This window comes from Burkholderia sp. AU31624 (genome assembly GCF_020420065.1).
Taxonomy (GTDB): domain Bacteria; phylum Pseudomonadota; class Gammaproteobacteria; order Burkholderiales; family Burkholderiaceae; genus Burkholderia.
This window is the reverse complement of record NZ_JAIZRT010000002.1, coordinates 695,918-718,161: the sequence shown is the minus strand read 5'-3', so window position 1 is coordinate 718,161 and position 22,244 is coordinate 695,918. Positions and strand designations below refer to the sequence as shown.

At 67.3% G+C, this 22,244-nt stretch carries 19 protein-coding genes; 1 reads left to right on the top strand and 18 read right to left on the bottom strand.

The window, feature by feature from the left end; translation table 11 throughout:
• Nucleotides 1-13 precede the first annotated feature (13 nt).
• The 10 genes from LGM89_RS08520 to LGM89_RS08475 all read right to left on the bottom strand — a co-directional run bounded on the left by LGM89_RS08520 (nt 14) and on the right by LGM89_RS08475 (nt 12,835).
• Nucleotides 14-1,180 (bottom strand): glycosyltransferase family 4 protein, encoded by a 1,167-nt coding sequence (locus tag LGM89_RS08520; protein WP_089497432.1) that lies wholly within the window; start codon nt 1,178-1,180, stop codon nt 14-16.
• Nucleotides 1,180-2,364 (bottom strand): glycosyltransferase family 4 protein, encoded by a 1,185-nt coding sequence (locus LGM89_RS08515; protein WP_089457790.1) that lies wholly within the window; start codon nt 2,362-2,364, stop codon nt 1,180-1,182. The genes LGM89_RS08520 and LGM89_RS08515 overlap by 1 nt, the downstream gene beginning before the upstream one ends.
• Entirely contained in the window at nt 2,361-3,827 is a 1,467-nt protein-coding gene (locus LGM89_RS08510; RefSeq protein ID WP_089486255.1) for a glucose-6-phosphate isomerase, read from the bottom strand. Before LGM89_RS08510 ends, LGM89_RS08515 begins: the two co-directional genes overlap by 4 nt.
• Before the next feature lie 10 nt (nt 3,828-3,837).
• Complete coding sequence (locus LGM89_RS08505) at nt 3,838-4,986, bottom strand: glycosyltransferase family 4 protein (RefSeq protein ID WP_226272840.1); 1,149 nt, start codon at nt 4,984-4,986, stop codon at nt 3,838-3,840.
• A 43-nt stretch (nt 4,987-5,029) separates the two neighbouring features.
• Nucleotides 5,030-5,989, bottom strand: coding sequence for a glycosyltransferase family 2 protein (locus LGM89_RS08500; protein WP_089497434.1), 960 nt, complete (start codon nt 5,987-5,989; stop codon nt 5,030-5,032).
• A 64-nt stretch (nt 5,990-6,053) separates the two neighbouring features.
• Nucleotides 6,054-8,279: a polysaccharide biosynthesis tyrosine autokinase gene (locus LGM89_RS08495; RefSeq protein ID WP_226272839.1), complete on the bottom strand. Its 2,226-nt coding sequence runs from the start codon at nt 8,277-8,279 to the stop codon at nt 6,054-6,056.
• Nucleotides 8,280-8,329: 50 nt separating this feature from the next.
• Nucleotides 8,330-9,508, bottom strand: a complete 1,179-nt coding sequence (locus tag LGM89_RS08490; protein ID WP_069251045.1) for a polysaccharide biosynthesis/export family protein — start codon at nt 9,506-9,508, stop codon at nt 8,330-8,332.
• Nucleotides 9,502-9,945 (bottom strand): low molecular weight protein-tyrosine-phosphatase, encoded by a 444-nt coding sequence (locus LGM89_RS08485; protein ID WP_089428042.1) that lies wholly within the window; start codon nt 9,943-9,945, stop codon nt 9,502-9,504. Before LGM89_RS08485 ends, LGM89_RS08490 begins: the two co-directional genes overlap by 7 nt.
• A 30-nt stretch (nt 9,946-9,975) precedes the next feature.
• Nucleotides 9,976-11,388 (bottom strand): UDP-glucose dehydrogenase family protein, encoded by a 1,413-nt coding sequence (locus LGM89_RS08480; RefSeq protein WP_226272838.1) that lies wholly within the window; start codon nt 11,386-11,388, stop codon nt 9,976-9,978.
• Nucleotides 11,389-11,461: 73 nt separating this feature from the next.
• Nucleotides 11,462-12,835, bottom strand: a complete 1,374-nt coding sequence (locus tag LGM89_RS08475) for an undecaprenyl-phosphate glucose phosphotransferase (protein ID WP_089498168.1) — start codon at nt 12,833-12,835, stop codon at nt 11,462-11,464.
• Nucleotides 12,836-13,263: 428 nt separating this feature from the next.
• Between LGM89_RS08475 and LGM89_RS08470 the strand changes: the two genes are divergently transcribed.
• Complete coding sequence (locus LGM89_RS08470) at nt 13,264-14,790, top strand: mannose-1-phosphate guanylyltransferase/mannose-6-phosphate isomerase (RefSeq protein ID WP_226272837.1); 1,527 nt, start codon at nt 13,264-13,266, stop codon at nt 14,788-14,790.
• A 123-nt stretch (nt 14,791-14,913) separates the two neighbouring features.
• Here the strand turns inward: LGM89_RS08470 and LGM89_RS08465 are convergent, their stop codons facing one another.
• From LGM89_RS08465 to LGM89_RS08430, 8 genes are all read right to left on the bottom strand, one after another.
• Entirely contained in the window at nt 14,914-15,855 is a 942-nt protein-coding gene (locus LGM89_RS08465) for a transposase (RefSeq protein WP_089497438.1), read from the bottom strand.
• Nucleotides 15,856-16,589: 734 nt separating this feature from the next.
• The gene (locus LGM89_RS08460; RefSeq protein ID WP_226272836.1) at nt 16,590-17,171 is read right to left on the bottom strand and encodes a DUF3501 family protein; all 582 of its coding nucleotides are present in this window, start codon (nt 17,169-17,171) and stop codon (nt 16,590-16,592) included.
• Between the two features lie 31 nt (nt 17,172-17,202).
• The gene (locus LGM89_RS08455) at nt 17,203-18,540 is read right to left on the bottom strand and encodes a heterodisulfide reductase-related iron-sulfur binding cluster (protein WP_089497440.1); all 1,338 of its coding nucleotides are present in this window, start codon (nt 18,538-18,540) and stop codon (nt 17,203-17,205) included.
• A 123-nt stretch (nt 18,541-18,663) separates the two neighbouring features.
• Nucleotides 18,664-19,086: a rubrerythrin family protein gene (locus LGM89_RS08450; protein WP_089428047.1), complete on the bottom strand. Its 423-nt coding sequence runs from the start codon at nt 19,084-19,086 to the stop codon at nt 18,664-18,666.
• A 397-nt stretch (nt 19,087-19,483) separates the two neighbouring features.
• Nucleotides 19,484-20,752 carry an RNA polymerase sigma factor gene (locus LGM89_RS08445; protein WP_226272835.1) on the bottom strand — a complete coding sequence of 423 codons (1,269 nt, stop codon included), beginning with the start codon at nt 20,750-20,752 and terminating at the stop codon, nt 19,484-19,486.
• Nucleotides 20,749-21,165 carry a VOC family protein gene (locus tag LGM89_RS08440; protein ID WP_089428049.1) on the bottom strand — a complete coding sequence of 139 codons (417 nt, stop codon included), beginning with the start codon at nt 21,163-21,165 and terminating at the stop codon, nt 20,749-20,751. Before LGM89_RS08440 ends, LGM89_RS08445 begins: the two co-directional genes overlap by 4 nt.
• 42 nt (nt 21,166-21,207) lie before the next feature.
• Entirely contained in the window at nt 21,208-21,627 is a 420-nt protein-coding gene (locus tag LGM89_RS08435) for a YciI family protein (RefSeq protein WP_089497442.1), read from the bottom strand.
• Nucleotides 21,628-21,752: 125 nt separating this feature from the next.
• On the bottom strand, nt 21,753-22,106 hold the full coding sequence (locus tag LGM89_RS08430) for a YciI family protein (RefSeq protein ID WP_226272834.1): 354 nt from the start codon (nt 22,104-22,106) through the stop codon (nt 21,753-21,755).
• Nucleotides 22,107-22,244 lie beyond the last annotated feature (138 nt).

Below are 22,244 nucleotides of genomic sequence, written 5' to 3'. Positions count from 1 at the left end.
CGCCGCGGCACACTCAACCTGCCGCCTGGATCGCCTCTTCGTACACGCCGGCCACGCGCCGCGCGATCACCGCGTTGTCGAAATGGTCACGTGCATAACGCTTGCACGCGGCTTCGTCGGGCAGCGTGATCGCACCCGACAACGCGGCACCGAGCCCTTCCGCGATCGCGTCCGCGCCCGTGGACGGCAGCACGAGATCGTCGGACAGCCCGGCCACCGCCTCCGGCAGCCCGCCCACCGGCGTGACCAGCACGGGCGTGCCGGAGGCGAGCGATTCGACGGTGATCAGCCCGAAGCCTTCGAGCGCGACCGTCGGCACGACGCTGACCGTCGCCGCGCGGTACAGCGCCGCGAGATGGTTGTCGGGCACGAAGCCGAGCAGCTTCACGTTGTCTTGCAGCCCGGCGGCATCGATGCGCTGCTGCAGTTCCTCGCCGATCTTGCCCTTGCCGGCGATCAGCAGCAGCACGTCCGGGTGGCGGTGCTTGAGGAGGCCGATCGCGTCGATCAGGTCCTCCAGCCCCATGCGCCGCACGAGCCGGCGCACGGCCAGCACGATCGGCCGGTCCTGCGGCAGCTGCAGCTTGTGCCGCGCCTCGGCCGGCGTGAGCGGCGTATCGAACTGCGCGGTATCGACGCAGCCGGGAATCACGCGCACGCGCGACGGATCGATCCCGTAGCGGTTCGTCAGGATCTGACCGAACGCCTGCGACAGCACGATCAGCCGCGACGAACGCGTATAGACGGCCTGTTCGAGATAGCGCTTCGCGCGCTGGCCCAGCGACGCGGCACCCTCGACCTGGCTTTCGTCGGCCCACGGCCCCTGGAAATGCGACACCTGCGGAATCCCGCGCGTGACGTCGAGGCCCGGGAACGTGTACAGCGCGAAGTGCGACGAGATCACGTCCGGCCGCTCGCTGCGGATCTCCTCGCGCAACGCGCGCCGCGCGGCGAGCATCCGGCGTGCAAGCGACTCCGATGCGGGGCCGAAGCCCTGGATCGCGCCGTCCGTGTCGTCGGCGACCTTCGGCGAGCCGGCAACGAGCCCGCGCACCTCGACGCCCGCGCCCGGCAGCGCGCCGACGAGCGAGTAGTACATCCGGTCGAGGCCGCCCGCGCGTTCGGGGAACCAGTGCATGCCGATCTGCAACGATTTGATCGGCCGGGAAGAGTGGGACATCACGTTTGCTCCTGCGTGACTGCATGCTCGGCCCGCTCGAATGCGGACGGCTGCGTGGGTTGGCCGATGCGCCGGTAAAGCGCGACATACTGGGCGCCCATGTGCGCCCAGCCAAAACGGGTCATCAGTTCGCGGGCGGCTTCGCCCATCGTGCGACAGGTGTCGCGCGATGCCGCGAGCGAGCCGATCGCCTGCGCGAGCGCCGCCGGATCGTCCGGGTCCTCCAGCACGATCCCGCATTCGCGCGTGATGATTTCCGCGCCGCCCGCCGTGCGCGCGGTGACGACCGGCAGCCCGGCCGCCATCGCCTCGAGCAGCGACAGGCTCATCGCTTCGTAGCGCGACGGGAACACGTACGCGTCGACCGAGCGCATCAGCGTCGGCATGTTTTTAACGAGGCCGAGGAAATGCACGCGCGAATCGATGCCGAGCGCGCGCGCCTCCTCCGGATACGGGCTGCCGGGCAGGTAGCCTGCCACCGCCAGGTGCACGTTCGCCGGCAGCTTCGTCAGCGCCTTCAGCACGGTGCCGAGGTTCTTGCGCGGCGTGCGCAGGTCGCCGACGAACAGCAGCAGGAACGCATCGTCCGGCAGCTTGAATGCCGCGCGGTCGGCCTGCGCCCCCGCGAACGCGCTGGCGTCGACACCGTTGTAGATCACGCTGATCTTGCGGCTGTCGATGCCGAGCCCGGCGATCTCGTCGGCCACCTTCTGCGACACGGCCGTGATCGCGCGCGAACGCCGGTACGCCCAGCGCTCGAGCGTGGTGTTCACGCGCGTATAGACGTACTGGTAGGCCGACCACAGCCCCTTCGTCGGCCCGAACGGATAGTACGGACTCTTGAACCAGCCGCCGTGCACGAAGTGCGCGGTATTCACGTCGGCCTTGATCCACGAAATGAAGCCGTTCACGTGCAACACGTCGTACTCGCTGCGGTGCGATCGCAGCCAGGCCGCGCTCTTCAGCGCGAACACCTGCTGCTTGACGAGATTCGACGGCCAGAAGCCGCCGACCTTCACGGGCACCCAGCGCACGCGCGGGTCGGCCAGCAGCTCGGGCGCGACATGCGACGCGACCAGCGTGACCTCGTAGTTCTCGGCCAGCGCCGCGCGCGCGATTTCGTAATTGACGCGGCCCTGCCCGTCGTTATGTCGCACGACGTGCGTGACGATCGCGATTCTCAATGGTCGCCTCCCCGTAAACGCGCGGCGGCCAGCAGGCGTTGCGCCTTTTGCCAGTGCGCCGCGGAAAGAATCGAAAAAATGGCTGTGAACATCAGCAGGCCGCCCGTGCCGATCAGCGAGTTCGTGAACACGAGCATCGCGAAGGTCGACAGGCACAAGCTCAGGCACGCGCCGACGAACTTGTCCTTGCGCAACTTGAACGCCGCGCGCAGCGTGCGGCCGAACAGCATCACGACGCCCGAGAGGTACAGCAGCGTGCCGGGCCAGCCGAGCACGAACGGCACGTTCATCACGCCGCTGTCGAAGCTGCCGTACTTGCCGAGCTCGCCGCTGTCGCTCGACAGCTTCGTGGATGCACCCGTCGCGCCCATCCCTTCGCCGGCGACGTCGGTGAACGCCGTCTGCGCGAAGGTGGCGTAGAACTTGTTGCGGTCGTCGTAGCTGCGGTCGTCCTTCAGGTTCGTGATCGACTGCAGGCGCGCGCCGAGACGGTCGGCCACCGGCCCGACGGTCAGCAGCGGCACGCACAGGCCGACCAGCACGACGCCGCTGATCAGGATCCGCATCCGCACGCGGTTGTTCGACTGCGCGAGCTGGATCGCGAGCGCGATCACCCAGCCGCCCCACGTCGAGCGCACGAGACACAGGGCGAACGACACGAAGCCGGCCGCCCCCGCGAACCAGCGGATCTTCTGCGGCGCGGCGAACACGAACACCAGCGCGCCCATGATCGCGAACGCGAACGGCCCCGACGAGTTCATCGTGCTGAACACGCGCACGCCGTACGGCACCGGCTCGCCCTGCGAGCCCATGTCGGAGCCGATCATCCACAGCACGTCCCACTGCGGCATCACGAAATACTGGACGACGCCGTACAGGCCCATCACGAGCATGCCCCACATGAACGTGGACAGCAGCACGTCGCGGTACTCGGGGTAGTCGCGCGCGTTGACCATGATGTGAAAGCCGATCAGCACCGGGTACACCCAGTTCGCGAGGTCGTAGGTCGCGGCCATCACGCCGCTCGACACGATCCCGACGAGGTATGCGTACGCGAGCCCGAACAGCATCAGCAGGATCGGAATCCCGCGTCGCTGCGCGAGCACGCGGTAATGCCGGATCAGCCCGAGGCCGGCGATCATCGTCACCGCGAGCGGCGCGACCTGGATCAGGCTCGTCGGCGTGAACGCACCCTTCGACCAGTCGGCGAGACGCCGCACTTCCGGGCTCAGGAACCACACCCACCACATGAAGCCGACGTAGCGCGCCGGACTCTTGAAATACAGCCAGAGGCCGACCGCGATGGCCAGCACCGGGAACGCGAGCGTCAGCACCTTGCCCTGGTGAATGGCGATCAGCGCGGCCGTGAACGTCCACAGCCCGGCCTGCCCGACCCAGTGCTTCGGCTCGGGAAGCCAGTTGCGTTTGCGCGACGGTGCGCGTTCGGCGGCAATCGTACTCATCGATCCGCTCTCACCGCGACGACGGGCGCGAATCCGCGAGCGGCATCGCGAGGCCCGCGGCGGACGGCGTGCGGCGCCGGCGCAGCATGTCGCGCGTGATCCGCACGTGCTGCTCGGCGAACGCCTGCGTGGTCAGGTCGCGGTCGCGCAGGCACGCGGCGGCGGCCTGCGCGCAGGCGAGCGCCGCGACCGGGTCGGCCACGAAGCGATCGGCGGCCTGGCGCATCGCCTGCGCGTCGAACGCCGGCACATAGGCGGCCGTATCGTGCGGGAAGTAGTCGCTGAGCCCGCCGACATCCGACACGATCATCGGCTTGCCGACGGCGGCGGCCTCGAGCATCACCGTGATGCCCGACGCATGGAAGTTCGGCCGCAGCGGCACGACGATCACGTCGGCCCACGCGTACAGCTCGTGCTGCTTCGCGAGCCCCGATGCCGAGCCGATCTTCACGTTCGGCGCATGCCACTCGCGCGGCACGCGGCGGCGCGTCGCGAGCCGCACGTCGTAGCGCTCGTCGCCGCCGAACGCGGCGAGGAACGTGCGCCAGTCACGGTCGCGATCGTTGCCGATCGCCGCGATCCGCAGCGGCCGGTTCGGTTGCCATTGCCGCGGCTCGGCGATCGGGAAATCCTGCGTGTTCAGCCCGTAGTAGACGAACTCGGCGTCGCGGCCGAGATAGCGGCGGCACAGGTCGGCGTTGGCGCGGGCCAGCGTGGTCAGCGCGTCGGCGCGCGAGATCAGCTTGCGGTACAGCCAGCGGCGCGGGCCGCCGAAGCTGTTCCACTTGTCGAACAGCCATACGCTCTGCGCGAGCAGCAGCGGGCGCTTGCCCTGCGCGCCGGCCAGCTTCAGGATCAGCGCAGCGGCCAGATGCTCCTGTTCCGTGTGCGTCCAGATCACGTCGGTGTTCAGCAGCGCGGCGCGGTTGCGCCACGCGTGCACGACGTCGAAGCCGAGCGCCGCCTTCAGCGCGCGGCGCGCTAGGCTGGCGACGCGGTTCTCGCTGCCGTCCTGCGAATAGGTCAGCCGGAATTCGTCGGATTCTGCATGGTGATAGCCGTACAGGCAGCCGATGTTCTCGCCTTTCCGGTAGGTACGCGGATCGGCGCCATAAAACAGGTGAACGTGGACGTTCGTCGCAGCTTTCGTTGCAGTCATGCGAGCCCTCCGTGGGGGGTCGCGCGCGAGGCGCGCAGACCGTTCAAGACGTCACCGGCGGCATCGCCGCACGATGGGGGGCAAGGTTCGCGCGGCGGGCGTCGCGCGCGCCGCGGCGCACCGCGCGCCAGTGCTCGCGGATCCGCTCGCGCTGCGCCGTATGCAGCGACAGCAGCACGTGCGCGAGGCCCGGGTAGACGCGCGTGCCGACCAGCGTCCACCACCACCACGCGATCTCGCGCCGGACCGGCGGCAGATGCTCGCGCAGGATCAGGTGCATGTTGTACGCGCCGTTGCTGATCGCATTCAGCGACGCGGCATCGCGCCGGTCGTCGTCGAAGCGCTCGGCCGGGAAATGATCGACCGCGATTGCCGGGTCGTAGACGAGCTTCCAGCCGTCGCGCTGCACGTGCATGCTGAAACCCATGTCGTTGTGCATCTGCGCGCCGGCGCCGCGCAGCCGCGTGTCGAAGCGCAGCCGCTCGATCGCCGCGCGGCGGTAGCTCATGTTCGCGCCTTTCAGCATGTCGACTTCGCGCAGGCCGCCGACGCCGAGATGATGGTTGCCGACGATCTTGCCGGACAGCGTGAGCTGGCCGACGCGTTCGCGCGATTCGTCGAGCACGCGGCCCTTCTCGTGCACCCAGTCGCGCCCGCCAACCGCGCCCACGCGCGGATCGGCCTCGAACACCGACTCGACGCGCGCGAGCCAGTCGGGGTGCGGCGCCGCGTCGTCGTCGGTGATCGCGACGATGTCGCCGTTCGCCGAGTCGAGCCCCTTGTTCAGCGCGGCGACCTGGCCCGGCACCTCGACCGGCACGATGCGCAGCGGCAGCGTGCCGCCGACCGCCGGATCGGCGAGCCGTTCGTGCGTGGCGTCATCCTCCGGGCGCGCGACGACGATCACCTCGTCGGGCAGCCGATGCTGGCGCTGCAGCGCCAGCAGGCAGCGCGCGAGGTCGGCGGGCCGCCGATAGGTCGGAACGAGCACGGAAATTTTCATCGTTGATTCTCCTGTCGGCCGGGCAGGCAACACGCGCTGCCCGCCCGGTTACGTGCGATGCGGATCAGGCGCTCAGGTATTCATGCACGGCCGCATAGCCGCGGCCGTAGCCGCGCGCCTTCGGCGGCACGCCGTTGAAGATCCCGCCTTCCAGGTCGACGCCCGCGGTGCGCAGGCGCTTGATCGCGTCGGCGATCTCGCCTTCGGTATGCATGCCCGAGCGCAGCACGAGGAACGTCGAGCCGGCCATGCGGCCGATGATGGTCGCGTCGGTCACCGCCAGCACCGGCGGCGAGTCGATCAGCACGACGTCGTAGCGCTTGCCGAGCCCTTCGAGGTATTGCGGCAGGCGCGTCGACATCAGCAGCTCCGACGGGTTCGGCGGGCGCGTGCCGGCCGAGATGAACGACAGGCCCTGCACCGGCGTCTCGCGCACGGCGTCCTCGAGCGCCGACTGGTCGCTCAGCAGCTCGGACAGGCCCGGCTGCGACGTGAGGCCGAAGTAGCGGTCGAGCAGGCCGCGCCGCATGTCGGCGTCGATCAGCAGCACGCGCTTGCCCGAATGGGCGAGGAGCACCGCGAGGTTGACCGTCAGGAAGCTCTTGCCGATGCCCGGCGTCGGGCCCGTCAGCACGATCACGCGGTTCTTCGCATCCATCATCGCGAACTGCATCGCGGTGCGCAGGCTGCGCAGGCTCTCGACGCTGAGATCCTTCGGACGCAGGCTCGCGAGGATCGGCCGGGTACGGCTGCCGCTCTTCTCGGCCTGCGCGTCGAGCTTCACCTGCTCGGCGCTTTGCGGCACCAGCCCGTACAGCGGCAGGTTGAACGCGCGCTCGATGCGGTCGGGATCCTCGATACCCTGGAACATGTTGCGGCGCAGGAACACGACGCCCGTGCCGAGGATCAGCCCGAGGAACACGGCGGCCGACAGGATCAGCACCTTCTTCGGCTTGACCGGATCGCCCGGACGCAGCGCCGAATCGACGAGGTGGATGTTGCCGCCCGTGCCGGCCTTCTGCACCGACAGCTCCTGCACGCGGTTCAGCAGCAGCACGTAGATGTCCTCGGCCACCTTCGCGTCGCGCTGCAGCTGGACGGCCTTCACTTCGGTGGCCGGCAGGCTGCGGAAGCGGTTGCTGAACTTGTCCTTCTCGCCCTGCAGCTCCGCGAGCTGCTGCTTCGCGGCGATCACCATCGGGTGCGAATCGGTGAAGCGCTGCGCGAGCGACGCGAGCTGCAGGCGCTGCGCGGCGATCTGCTGCTCGTACTGCACGCTGCCCTCGAGGTAGACCTTCGCCTCGTCGCTCGCGTTGATCGAGCCCGACGTGCGCTGGTATTGCGTCAGCGCGGCTTCCGCGCGTTCGAGGTCGGCCTTCAGGCGCGGCTCCTCGCCCTTCAGGAAGTCGAGCATCTTGGTCGCTTCGGCCTGCTTCGCGACCACATGCTGGTTCAGGTACGACTGCGCGAGCGCATTCGCGATCGCGGCGGTCTGGTCCGGGTCCTTGCCTTCGAGCGAGATCTGCACGACGCCCGTCTGCTTGCCCTGCTCGGTCACCTGGATGCCGGTCTGGAAGCCGCTGATCGCGTCGAGATCGTTGTAGCGGACCACGGTGAACTGCGTGCCGGGGCGCGCGACGAGCTTCGACACGAGCAGCGTCACGCCGCCGCCCTGCGCCGATTCGCCGACATGGCCCGACAGCAGCCGCATGCCGTTCGGGTCGACGATCGAATAGGTGCCGTTCGGGCCGGCCGTCAGCGTCAGCTTCTTGCCTTCGAGCGCGGGCACGACGTTGATCGAATCGACGTCGGCCACTTCACCGCCCCATGCGTACGACTTCAGGCCGAGCCACGGCTTCGCCGGCTCGCCCGGCGTCGCGATGCGCGCAGCGAGGCTGCCGATCACCGGCAGCGTCTTCGGCACGACCGAGAAGTTCAGCTTGAACTGCTCGACCACCGGCGCGACCACGCCGCGGCTCTTGATGATCTCGATTTCCGCGTCGGTCGGCGCCTGCTGCGGGCCGCTGTTGATCATCGCGCCCGTCTGCGTCTGCGTGAGCGCCTGCGACGTGTTGTCGTTGCCCTCGACCCGCACGTGCACGTCGGCCTGGTAGACCGGCTTCGCGATGTAGCAGTAGAGGCCGGCGAGCGCGACGACCGTGACCGCGATGCCGAGCAGCAGCCAGATGTCGTCCATGATCACCTGGAGCAGCTGGCCGAGGACGACGTCCTCTTCCTCGGTTTTCGCGGACAAATCCGCGTAGGAGTGTTTCGCTTGCGTGTTCACCATTCGTTCCCGCTTGAGTGGTGCCGGGGGGCAGGCGCCGCCCCGGCGGGCTATCAGCGCGTGATTTGCCGCATGTAGAAGATCGTCTGGATCGTCGGCAGCACCTGCTGCAGCACACGGTTGAACTGCACCGAGCTGGCCGTGCTGACGTAGACGACGTCGAGCGGTTGAAGCGGGAAGCGGCTCGACAGCATCAGCGCGTCCGGCTGCGTCATGTCGAGGCGGAACACTTCAGGCTTCGTCGGGTTGTCGCGCATCCCGCGCATCACGTAGATCTTGCGCGGGTTCGCGTCGGTGTCGAGGATGCCGCCGCCCGCGGTCAGCGCGTCGGCGATGGTCAGCTTGCCCTTGAGCATCGGCACCGTGACCGGCGTCTTGACCTCGCCCATGATGAACACGCGGCTGTCGCTGCGGTCCGGCACGTTGACGATGTCGCCCGGCTGCAGCATCACGTTCTGCTTCACCTCGCCGCGATCGAGCACGCCGTTCGCGTCGAGCGTGTAGAGCTTGCCGTCGCGCGTCAGGCGCACGCGCTGCAGGTCGGCCTCGTTGGTCGAGCCGCCGGAGCGCGAGATCGCGTCGACGAGCGTCAGCGGCACGTCGCTCACCGCGAGCGGGCCCGGCTGCTTCACCTCGCCCGTCACCTGCACCTTCTGGCTGCGGAACGACAGCACGCGCACGTCGAGCTGCGGATTCTTCACGTAGCGCGACAGCGTGGTGGCCATCTGCTCGCGGATCTGCGCGACCGTCTTGCCGGCCACCTTGATGCGGCCGACGAACGGGAAGAAGATCGTGCCGTCCGAGGCCACCGTCTGGCCGTAGGGATCGGCCTGGCCCGGCAGCGCGGTCGTATACGGCTGCTGCAACGCACCCGCGACCGACTGCGTCGTGTTGCCGCCGCTCGAGAACGACTGGCCCTGCGGCGTCGTCAACTCGGGGTGGTCCCACACGGTGACGCCGAGGATGTCCTGCGGGCCGACGCGGTACACGTACTCCGACGGATCGGTATAACGTCCGGGCGGCAACGGATGGTCCACCTGCGCTTTCTGCAGCTGGTCCATCACCACTTTGGCGTCGATGTAATGAACCGGATAGGTTTCGGCCGCTTGCTGCCGGCCTTCGTCCTTCAGGTTCGACGAGTCGAGGTAGTTGCCGGGCGCGGTTGCACAGGCTGACAGGAAAGTCGTCAGCGCGACGGCAAGCGCCACCGGGCGCATCGGGCGTTTCAGCATAGTTTCTGTAGCCATCCTTGAACCAGACGTTCGATCAGTGAGTAGCTCTCGCGGTAATCGGCCTCGGGGCCGCCGTGCGGGTCGGCAATCTCGGCCCCTTCCCACTTGCCGAGCAGGTGGACCTTGCCGCGCGCGAACGGATCGACCGATTCGACGGCCTTGATCTGTCCGCGCTCGCTGACGAGAATCAGGTCGGCGTCGCGCACGATCCGGCGCGACAGCCGCCGCGAGCGGTGGGTCGTCGCATCGACGCCCCGCTCGGCGAGCAGCTGACGCATCACCGGATCGATGCCGTCGCCGTCGTTCGCATGCACGCCCGCCGAGTGAAACGTCGGGCGCGGGCCGCCGCGCGACGCGGCGTGCGACTTGAACAGCAGTTCAGCTGCCGGGCTGCGGCAGACGTTCGCGTGGCAGACGATCAGGATGTTCCGGAACATGGCGTCTCGTAACGAGTGACGGGAAACGGGTTACGCGCTCGCGGGCGCGGTGCCCGGCACACGGGTGGCGACGGCCTGGCGCGAGCCCGGCCGGCCGATCGGGTGGTATTCGATGCCCTGCTCGCTCATCGTCTCCGGCTCGTACAGGTTGCGGCCGTCGAAGATCACCGGCGCTTTCCACAGGCGGCCGAGCGCGACGAAGTCGGGGCTCTTGAAGATCTTCCATTCGGTGACGATCACGAGCGCGTCGGCATCGCGCGCGGCCTGCGCCTCGTCGTCGACGAAGCTCAGGCGCTCGAGCCAGCTCGGGTGATCGGCGAGATCGAGCGCGATCACGCGACGCGCTTCCTCCTGCGCGACCGGGTCGTACGCGGCGATGCGCGCCCCGCGCGACAGCAGCTCGGCGATCAGCTCGCGGCTCGGCGCTTCGCGCATGTCGTCGGTGTTCGGCTTGAACGCGAGGCCCCAGAGGGCGAACGTGCGGCCGCTCAGGTCCTCGCCGAAGCGCGCGACGATCTTCTCGGCGAGCACGCGCTTTTGCGTGGCGTTGACCGACGACACCGCCTTCAGGATCTGCAGTGCCTGCCCGTGCTCGTCGGCGGTGCGGATCAGCGCCTCGACGTCCTTCGGGAAGCACGAGCCGCCGTAGCCGCAGCCGGCGTACAGGAAGTGATAGCCGATGCGCGGATCGGAGCCGATCCCGCGGCGCACGGCCTCGATGTCCGCGCCGAAGCGGTCGGCGAGGTTCGCCAGCTCGTTCATGAACGAGATGCGGGTCGCGAGCATCGCGTTCGCCGCGTATTTCGTGAACTCGGCCGAGCGCACGTCCATGTACAGCGTGCGCTCGTGGTTGCGGTTGAACGGCGCGTAGAGCTTCTTCATCAGCTCGCGGGCGCGCTCGCCCGGCACGTCGTCGTCGCAGCCGATCACGATGCGGTCAGGCCGCGTGAAATCGTCCACCGCCGCGCCTTCCTTCAGGAATTCCGGATTCGACACGACCGAGAACATCTGGTCGCCGCCGCGCTTCGCGAGTTCTTCCGCCACCGCCGCGCGCACGCGCTCGGCCGTGCCGACCGGCACCGTCGACTTGTCGACGATCACCTTGAAGCCGGTCATGTAGCGGCCGATGTTGCGTGCGGCCGCAAGTACATATTGCAGGTCGGCCGACCCGTCTTCGTCGGGCGGCGTGCCGACCGCGATGAACTGCACGTCGCCGTGCGCGACCGCGGCCTCGATATCGGTCGAAAAGCGCAGGCGGCCGGCCGAGCGGTTGCGCGCGATCACTTCCTTGAGGCCCGGCTCGTGGATCGGCACGCCGCCGTTGTTCAGGATGTCGATCTTTGCCTGGTCGACGTCGAGACAGAACACGTCGTGCCCGATGTCGGCCAGACATGCGCCGGTGACCAGCCCTACGTAACCGCTGCCGATGATAGTCAGATTCATGATGTGTCGGACCTCTTGACCAATGATTCGAAATTCGTAAAACCGGAATGCCTGCGCGGCGCGATCTCGGTGCTCAGTACGCGTTGCTGCCGGTGAAGCCTTTCCAGAGCGTCAGCACGACGATCTTGATGTCGAGCCAGAACGACCAGTTCTGCATGTAGTACAGATCGAGCTTCACGCGTCCCATCATCTTCTCGATCTGGTCGGTCTCGCCGCGAAAGCCGTTGATCTGCGCCCACCCGGTGATGCCCGGCTTGATCCGGTAGCGGAACATGTAGCCCTTGACCAGATCCTTGTAGATGTCGTCGTGCGCGAGCGCATGCGGGCGCGGGCCGACGACCGACATCTCGCCCTTCAGCACGTTGATGAACTGCGGCAGCTCGTCGAGGCTCGTGCGGCGCAGGAACCGGCCGACCGGCGTCACGCGCGAATCGTTCTTCTTCGCTTGCGTGACCTGCCCCGCCACTTCCTGGTGCACCTTCATCGAGCGGAACTTGTAGATCTCGAACTCGTGCCCGTCGATGCCCTTGCGCTTCTGGCGAAAGAACACCGGCCCGCGCGACGTCAGCTTGATCAGGCACGCGATCAGCAGCATCACCGGCGCGAGGCCCGTGAGCGCCACCAGCGCGAACGCCCGGTCGAACACGAACTTCGGCAGGATCCGCACGTCGGTGATCGGCGACGCCGCGAGGTTGATCGCCGGCACGCCGAGCACCTCGACCACTTCCTGGTTGAAGAACGACAGCGTGCGCACGTCCGGGATGAAGCGGATATTCACGAAGTCGTGGCGGAACACCGTCACGATCTGGTGAATCCGGCGCTCCTCCGTGATCGGCAGCGTGAGCCACAGCTCGCTGATCGCGCGGCTGCGCACCAGCCACACCAGCGATTCGAACTGCCGCTCGATGCGCACGTCGTCGAGCGCGACTTCGCCCGGCGCTTCGTTTTCGTCGTACACGCACACCGGGTTGAAACCGGCTTCCGGCCGCGCCCGCATCTGGGCGATCAGCCGCCGCGCCGCCGGCGTCCCGCCGACGATCGCGACCGCCTTCAGGTTGTAGCCGCCGCGGCGCAGTTGCCGCAGCACGACGTGCACGCAGGCCTTCGAGCCGGCGAGCAGCGCCATCGTCACGAGCGCCCAGTACCCTAACCACAGCCGCGACAGGTCGCCCGACTGGTGAAAGCTGAAGCTCAACAGGATGCCCGCGAGCTCGACCACCAGCCATGCGAACGCGACCCGCCCCACCAGCCCGACGAGACGCTTGCCGCGCCACGACTGGTAGATGCCGAACGCGGGAAAGCACACGACGACGAGCAGGCAATCGAACAGCATCATCGTGCGCTGCAGGTCGTTGAGCCAGATGCCGCCACCGTGCAGCGCGGCGGCGATCAGCGCCCCCGTCACGACCATCGCGATATCGATGACTCTCGCCAGCACGCTCAACATGTCTGCTTCCTCTTTGAACAGGCGTTTGCCGAACAGCTCCTTGTGCGACCCGTGCCGCACATTCGATTCAAACGTTGCATGACGCTATTGAAGCGGTAAGAAATTGTCGCCTCAAGCGTACAAGTATTTCGAAAAATAATCGGAAATTCTTGCCGAGATGTTTTTGAATTAATTCGGCACGTTTTCCCGAAATTCCCGGGAATCGGGAATTTTTCAGAAGCTTTACGATTTCCGCTCACCCTTTGCGGGCGGTCAAGACCAGCCGATTCACCGATTTATTTCTTATTTTTTTATTTGCATCGGATGCCGGCGCGGAAAATTCTTCCCGATGAATGCGTGGCAAATATCCGGCAATGGATCCGGTTTTATTGTCGATTTACTTCATGCTACAACGACAGGCATTGACTTCAACCGTGGAGAGTGTCCTCATGAATGCTCCGGCCGTGGCTGCCGAAACGCGCCATTCTTCTTCCACCGCGCCCGCCGCCGGCACGCGCGTCGCCGTGCAGCCGGTGATTCTCGCCGGTGGGTCCGGCACGCGCCTGTGGCCGATGTCGCGCGAACGTTTTCCGAAACAGCTGATCGGCCTGCTCGGCGAACATTCGCTGCTGCAGTCGACCGCGCTGCGCCTCGACGGCCTGGCGGCCGACCATCCGCTGAACGACGACGTGCTAATCGTATGCGGCGAGGATCACCGCTTCACCACCGCCGAACAGCTGCGCCTGACCGGCAAATCCGCGTCGATCATGCTCGAGCCGATCGGCCGCGACACCGCGCCCGCGCTGACGCTCGCCGCGTTTCGGCTGGTCGCCGGCGGCAACGATGCGGTGATGACCGTGATGCCGGCCGACCATGCGGTCGCCGACCTGCCGCGCTTCCATGCGGCCGTCGCGGCCGGCGTGCACTGCGCGATGCAAGGCAAGATCGCGACGATGGGCATCGTGCCGCAGCACGCGGAAACCGGCTACGGCTACATCCGCGTCGGCACACCGCTCGGCGACGCCGCCACGGGCTCACTCGACGTGCGCCGCCTCGACCGCTTCGTCGAGAAACCGCATCTCGAACTCGCTCAGCAGTACGTCGCATCGGGCGAATACTGGTGGAACAGCGGCATCTTCATCGTTCGCGCGTCGGTCTGGCTGAAAGCGATCCGCCAGCTCGAACCGGCGATCTACGCGGCCTGCGAACAGGCCGTCGCCCAGGGCAAGGCCGATGGCGATTTCTTCCGCATCGATCGCGAAGCGTTCGCCGCGTCGCCGTCGAACTCGATCGACTACGCGGTGATGGAGCCGCTCGCGAGCCTGCCGCAACTGTGCGAAAGCGTCGTCTTGCCGCTCGACGCGGGCTGGTCGGACGTCGGCTCGTGGGACGCGATCTGGCAGATCTCGCCGAAGGATGAGGCCGAGAACGTCGGCCGGGGCCACGTGCTGTTCGAAGGCGCGGAGTCGACGTTCGCACATTCGGAAAGCCGGCTCGTCGCCTGCGTCGGCACGCAGAACCTCGTCGTCGTCGAAACGCCGGACGCCGTGCTCGTCGCGGACAAGTCGCGCGTGCAGGACGTGAAGAAAATCGTCGGGCGCATCAAGGCGCAACGCGGCGCGGAAGCGACCGATCACCGCAAGGTGCATCGCCCGTGGGGCCACTACGACTCGGTCGACATGGGCGAGCGCTTCCAGGTGAAACGCATCGTCGTGAAGCCGGGCGCGCAACTGTCGCTGCAGATGCACCACCATCGCGCCGAACACTGGATCGTCGTCTGCGGCACCGCGCGCATCACGCGCGGCGATGAAACGTTCCTGCTGTCCGAAAACGAATCGACGTACATCCCGCTCGGCGTGTCGCACCGCCTGGAGAACCCGGGCAAGATGCCGCTCGAGTTGATCGAAGTGCAGTCGGGCGCGTATCTCGGCGAGGACGACATCGTCCGCTTCGACGATACCTACGGCCGGCAGTAACGCACGTGCATAGCGAGGCGCCGCTTCGACAGCGGCGCCTCGGGCAAGACAGGCATGGAACGACGGGACTTCCGCGCGGGCGTCGTGGCACACGACGGCCCGCGCGTTTCACCAGGTCGGCGATCAGCCGACGCGGTACACGTACTCGCGGCGCTCCGGCTGCACCGGATCGTTGCGGCTTTCGGACAGCGCGCCCGCATGGCGCTCGGCGATGAAGCGCTGGATGTCCGACTCGGCACGCGCGAGCGCGGACAAGCCGGCCAGCACCTCGCCTTGCGGCTCGCGCGCCGGTTCGTCGCTCGCGCCATGGCGATCGATCCACTGGCGTGCCCAGTCGAGCGCGAACTGCTCGGCTTCCTCGGCATCGGTGAAGCGCGGGCCGATCAGGCCCGAGCGTTCGACGCGCCGGTCGTCCTGCATAATCTCGGCCCACGCGCGATACATCAGGTTCTGCACCGGCTGCGCAATGCCGCAGATCGTATAGCCGCGATATCGGTCGACTTGCGGTTCGGCCGCGGCGAAGCTCGCCGACGACGCATGCGCATGGCGCAGCGTCGTCGACGACGCACCGGGCACCGCGAACGACACGGCCGACGGATCGACCACTTCGTCGACCGGCCGCGCGCTCATCGACGCGCCCTCGCCCTCCCAAACGTTTGCCTGAGCGACCGGCAATTGCCACGACTCGGGGTTCTGCCAGAACACGCCGCGCAAGCGATCGTTGTCGGGCACGGGCTCGGCACGGCGCGCGGGCACGACCGGCACCGGCGGCGGCGGGATATACGCGAACGTGCGCCCGCTGAACTGGGTCAGCACGTCGATCATCTGCAGCAGCGTGCCGGACGCAAGCCACTCCTCGTAGCGGCGACGGCACGTCGGCCCGGACGGATAACGACCGGGCAGCTTCGACCAGGCTTCACCGGTCGTCAGGATCCAGAGCACCGCGTTGGCAACGACGCGCGGTTCGGCTCGTGGACGCCCACGGCGGTTCAGCCGGATGGGTTCATCGGCGATCAGCGTTGAAAGACGAAACCACTCTTCATCGGTAAGCTCATCGAAGAACATAGTAGATCTCTCCACGCAGCCAGGCCGGGGCTGCGATTGGCGGCGCCGTCGCGACACATCGCGTCGCGGGGCGGCCAGGTTGCACATTATGGTTATCCGCTGTTGTGCATGCCGGTGCGGCACCGCACTTTCACGGTGCCGAGATTCCCGGCAATGACGCACAAATCACGGTCTCACTCCAATGTGGGAATTTTTGTGCACGAAGCATACCATCCCTAGGGTTTATCTCAATATGACAATGACTTAATGTTACGCACTGAAACAACCTGCCATGGGTGCGTAATGTATTTTCGCTTGAATTTTTTTGCGGGATCTTTATGCCCGTCGCTGCAAAGGCCCGTCTGGCGGGGCTCTGCAGCGTATGAAGAATGCCTTTTGATGGGCATTTTCGGGCTGCCCCGACCCCGGCCGGCAACAATCCCGCGCATTGCTTCCCGATATCGGTAAATCAGGGAAAAAAGCGTAACAAGATATTCACGAATCGGTAAATCATTCAAATTCGGCCGATTTTAATTATCTCCGTGCACAATCTTTTTATTGTTTCTCTGCGAGTGATGAAAGCACGGTGACGTGCGATGCACATTTTTCGCCACGCGCAAACTCGTGACGTCTGTTACATCTTCGGGGCGGCGGGCGGGCGATCGCGCCGCATCGGGGCGCGGGGATTCCGTTTCGGGTCGGAACGGAAAAAGGGAAACCAGTGGCAGGCCGTGCCGGACGTTGCAGCGGACGCGTCAGCGCAGATCGACGGCCAGCGACGCGGTCACGTCCGCGTCCACGCGCTGCGGCGGCATCGTGTACGCCGGGTGATCGCAACCGATCGACAGCGCCGCCCCGCCCTTGAGCGCCGCGCGCATCGGCGCGTCGAGCTCGAAGCGCACGAAGTGCACGGCCGACGTCTTCTCGGCGGTGTCGCGGTCGAGATCCTCGTCGGCGATCGCGTAGACGCGCGCGTGCCCGTCGACCTGCAGGTACACGCGATCCTCGACCCCGATCAGCCGCGCGAGCGCCGCGCGCCGTTCGATCTCGTGCTCGTACTCGATCTGCATCGTCGCCTTCAGGTTCGTGCCGTCGGGCACGAGCGGCAGATACGCGTCCAGCTCCCCTTCGATGCCGGCCTGGTCGAAGATCTTCTCGATGTGCAGCATCTCCTGGATCTGGTAGCGGATCGTCGTCTCGTCCTCGAACAGGAAGCGCAGGTGGTCGCCGAGCGCCACCGCGCGGCGGCGCTTGTATGCGACCAGCCGCGCGTGTTCGGCCTTGCGGATCTTCGCGTACGCTTCGAGCGTCAGCAGGGAGTCGCGGGTCAACGTCATGGGAGGTCCTCGTGAGTCGGCCGGCGGCGGCTCAGATGCCGTACGCGCGGCGCAGCAGCGTAAGCGGATGCGCGAGCGGCGCGGACGGCAGCCCCTTCTCGTCGATCCCCTGCACGATGTGATGGCCGGCCAGCGCGCAGTCCGACGACACGACATCCGGCCGCGGCTCGGCCATCGCCTTGAACACGGGCCCGCCGATCCGCATCGCGTCCGCGTGAAATGCCTTCTTCACGCCGAACGTGCCCGCATGGCCCGAGCAGCGTTCGACGACGTTCACCCGCGTATCGGGCACGAGCGACAGCGCGTCGGCCGTCTTGCGGCCGATGTTCTGCACGCGCGCATGGCACGGCACGTGATACGACACGGTGCCGAGGCCGGTCTTGAAATCGGTCTTCAGCAGTCCGTCGCGATGCCGCGCGATCACGTATTCGAACGGATCCCAGAATGCGTCGGCCACCGCGCGCACCGCTTCGTCGCCGGGGAACATCAGCGGCAGCTCGCTCTTGTACATCAGCACGCAGCTCGGGATCGCACCGATCAGCGCATAGCCTTCGCGCGCGTAGCGTTCGAGCACGGGCAGGTTCACGTCCTTCTTCGCGGCCACGCCGGCGAGATTGCCCTGCTCGAGCAGCGGCATCCCGCAGCAGGCTTCGCGCGTGACGAGTTCGTACGGGATGTCGTTGTGCGCGAGGATCGCGAGCAGGTCGTGGCCGATGCCGGGCTCGTTGAAATTCACGTAGCAGGTTGCATAGATCGCGACCTTGCCGGGCGTGCGTTCGCCGTCGCGCACGGGCAAGCCGTCCGACGGCCTCGCCGTGCGCCGGAACTTGCGCGGCGCGAATTCCGGTAGCCACGCGTGACGATCGACGCCGAGCGTCGCCTCGAGCGCATGGCGCGCGGGCGGCGTGCGGTTCACCGCGTTCACCGCCTGCGTGACGATCGGAATGCCGGCGAAATGGCCCAGCGCGTCGGTGTTCGACAGCACCTTGTCGCGCAGCGTCGCTTCGCCGCGCTTGTAGCGCGCGGCCTTGCCGCGCAGCATCAGGTGCGGAAAGTCGACGTTCCATGCATGCGGCGGCACGTACGGGCATTTCGTCATGTAGCAGAGGTCGCACAGGTAGCACTGGTCGACGACCTTGCCGAACGCGGCCTTCGGCACTTCCTCGAGATCGCCCATCGGCGTGTCGTCGACCAGATCGAACAGCGTCGGAAACGCGCCGCACAACGACACGCAGCGCCGGCATCCGGCGCAGATGTCGAATACGCGCGTCATTTCCGCATCGATCGCGGCCTGGTCGTAGAACGCATCGGACTGCCAGTCGAGCGGATGCCGGGTCGGGGCTTCGAGACTGCCTTCCTTGTGGGGCATGGAGCGCTCCATCCAGCGTGGCGCGCATGCGCGCCAGCGCCGCCCGCGCGATGCGGGCAGCGATGAACGAACAGCCGGCCGCTTGCCGGTCGCACGGCCTGCCGTGCGGCCCGCGGCGGCCCGTCAGTCGACGAGACTGTCCAGCGCCTTCGTATAGCGGTTCGCGTGGCTGCGTTCAGCCTTCGCGAGCGTCTCGAACCAGTTCGCGATTTCGTCGAAGCCTTCCTCGCGCGCCGCCTTCGCCATGCCCGGATACATGTCGGTGTATTCGTGCGTTTCGCCGGCGATCGCCGATTCGAGATTCTGCCGTGACGAACCGAACGGCAAACCCGTTGCCGGATCGCCGACGGCCTCCAGGTATTCGAGATGGCCGTGCGCATGGCCGGTTTCGCCTTCGGCGGTCGAGCGGAACAGCGCGGCGACGTCGTTCTGGCCTTCGACGTCAGCCTTCGAAGCGAAATACAGATAACGCCGGTTCGCCTGCGATTCGCCCGCGAATGCGGCTTTCAGGTTCTCTTCGGTTTTGCTGCCCTTGAGTTGAGCCATTTGCGCCTCCGTTCGAGTCGGCGCGGCCGCGTGCGGAGCCGGGCCGATCAGGTATGTGGGGAACGATGCGCTTGCCGGGGCGCGCGCGTCGTGCTCTTCAATCTAGGCGCTCGCGTTCGCATCCCCCAATAGGCTTTTTCAATCCGGGCGATAGTGCTTGGGGGGCGGCGCGCTGGGGGATGTGATCGGGTGTTCGGGTGTTCGGGTGTTCGGGTGTTCGGGTGTTCGGGTGTTCGGGTGTTCGGGTGTTCGGGTGTTCGGGTGATCGGGTGTTCGGGTGATCGGGTGTTCGGGTGATCGGGTGATCGGGTGATCGGGTGATCGGGTGTTCGGGTGCTCTGTGCTCGGCGCTCGGCGCTCGGTGCGCAGTGCCCGGCATTCACGCGTGCCGCGTGCGTCACGCGTCCGTTGCGCGCCTGAGCAGTAATTCGCGTTCGCGCTCGTTGCGCGTCAGTTCCGCCGCGCGGCGGAATTCGGCCTTCGCCTCGTCGGCGCGGCCCAGCTTCGCCAGCAGGTCGCCGCGCACGCTCGGCAGCCAGTGATAGCGCGCGAGCGCGGGATCGTCGCGCAGCGCGTCGACGAGTTCGAGCGCCGCAGCGGGCCCGAACGCCATCCCGACGGCCACCGCACGATTCAGCTCGACGACGGGCGACGGCGCGACTTCGGCGAGCGCGTCATACAGCGCGACGATCTGCGCCCAGTCCGTATCCGACGCGTGCCGCGCACGCGCATGGCAGGCTGCCAGCGCGGCCTGCAGCGCATACCGCCCGCGCACGCCGCCGAGCTTCGTCGCCCGTTCGAGCGCCGCGAGGCCGCGCCGGATCAGCAGCGGATCCCAGCGGCTGCGATCCTGGTCGAGCAGCAGCACGGGCCGGCCCTGCGCGTCGGTGCGCGCATGCATGCGCGACGCCTGCAGCTCCATCAGCGCGACGAGCCCGAGCACCTCGCTCTCGTCCGGCGCCAGCCCGGCCAGCACACGGCCGAGCCGCAACGCCTCGTCGCACAGCGCCGGGCGCGTCCAGTCGTCGCCCGAGGTCGCCGCATGGCCTTCGTTGAACACGAGATAGATCACTTCAAGCACCGACGCGAGCCGCGCGGGCCGCGCGTCGGCCGCCGGCACCTCGAACGGCACGTGCGCCGCCGCGAGCGTGCGCTTGGCGCGCACGATCCGCTGCGCGATCGTCGGCTCGGGCGTCAGGAACGCGCGCGCGATCTCGCCCGTCGTCAGCCCGCCGAGCAGCCGCAGCGTGAGTGCCACGCGCGCATCGGTCGACAGCACCGGATGGCACGACGTGAAGATCAGCCGCAGGAGGTCGTCGCCGATGTCGTCGCCGCTCGCGTCGGCAAGCGCCTCCGCGATGTCGGGGACGACATGCGCTTCGAGCGCGTCCATCTCGTGGCCGAGCTGGTCGCGCTTCGCCGCGTGGAGCGACTCCTGCCGGACCCGATCGAGCGCGCGACGCTTCACGGCCGTCATCAGCCATGCGGCCGGATTGTCGGGCACGCCGTCGACGGGCCAGTGCTCGAGCGCCGCGACGAGCGTGTCCTGCGCCAGCTCCTCGGCCACGCCGACGTCGCGCACCACGCGCGCCGCGCGCGCGATGATCTTGGGCGCCTCGATCCGCCAGACCGCTTCGATCGCACGGTGAGTCGCCTCACGCGTCACGACGCCTGCCCCTCGGCGGACGCGTCCAGCGGCATGGCCATCAGCTCCCATGCATGGCCGTCCGGATCGTCGAACCCGTGGCCATACATGTTCGGGTACTCGCGCGGTGCCTGAGGCGCGGACCCGCCCGCCGCCAGCGCCTTCGCGACGATCGCGTCGACCTCGGCGCGGCTGTCGCACGACAGGCACGACAGGACCTGCACCTGCGTCGCCGGATCGATGATGGTTTTGCCGGTGAACGTCTGGAAGAACGGCCGCACAAGCAGCATCGCGAAGATCGTGTCGCTGATCTTGATGCAGGCGGCCTGGTCGTTGGTATAGGCCGGTACGACCTCGTAGCCGAGCGCCTGGTAGAACGCCTTCGAGCGCGGCAGGTCGGCCACCGGCAGGTTGATGAAGACCATCTTGTGCATGTCGGGTACTCCCGGTGAGGGTGGATTCAGGTGGGCAATCAATCAGGCGACGGTGCGGCCGACGTGGAGTTCGCGGAACCGCTCGACCGCATCGCTCGGCGTGAGGTCGTCGAGCTCGAACAGCGGCCGCACCTCGATCTCGCAATCCATCTCGGCGCCGAACGGCGCGGGGAACCGGCGCGTCCATTCGAGCGCTTCATCGCGCGAACGCACCTGGATCAGCGTATAGCCGGCAATCAGTTCCTTCGTTTCGGCGAACGGGCCGTCGACCACGGTGCCCTTGCCGCCCGTGTAGCGCACGCGCCAGCCACGCGCGCTCGGCCGCAGCCCGTTCGCGTCGAGCAGCACGCCGGCCCTGGCCAGTTCCTCGTGATAGACGGTCATGGCCTCGACCAGCCGGTTGTCCGGCAACGCGTCGGATTCGCTGACGGCGTTCGCCCGGATCATGATCATGAATCGCATCGTTCACTCCTTGTCGTCGGTGGAAGGCAGCGCCCGTTCATCGGCGCCTTATCCGGACGACGGCCGGAAGACGGCCGGATCGACATATTCCGCGACATGCCAGGGTAAACACCGAGTCGCGACCTTCACAGGAAGCACGGACCGACCGCCCGAACCTCGACCGTGCACCATTGCGCGGCCGGGCACTGGCGCGCGATCTCGATCGCTTCCTCGCGCGTGGCGACGTCGACGAGGAAAAAGCCGCCGACCATCTCCTTCGCCTCCGCGAACGGGCCGTCGAGCAGGCGCGTCTCGCCGTCGCGCACCTGCACGCGCGTCGCGCGCTCGGCGCGCTCCAGCGACTCGACGCCGCGCAGCACGCCGCGCTCCTTCAGCGTCTCGGCGAAATCGACCATCCGCGCGTATAGCGCCTGACCTTCGTCGAGGGTGCGTTCGGCGCGCTGCTCGGTCGGCTCGACGATCAACAGCATGTAAGACATGGATGACTCCTGTAGGAACGGGGCGCGGCAGCGTTCGCTGCGCGATCGGGATGCGCCGGCCGATGCAAAAGCGTAGCAGCCGCCGTGCGGCTTGCATCGTCGGCCGATCGGCAACTGGCCGGACGGCCATTTCGGCCG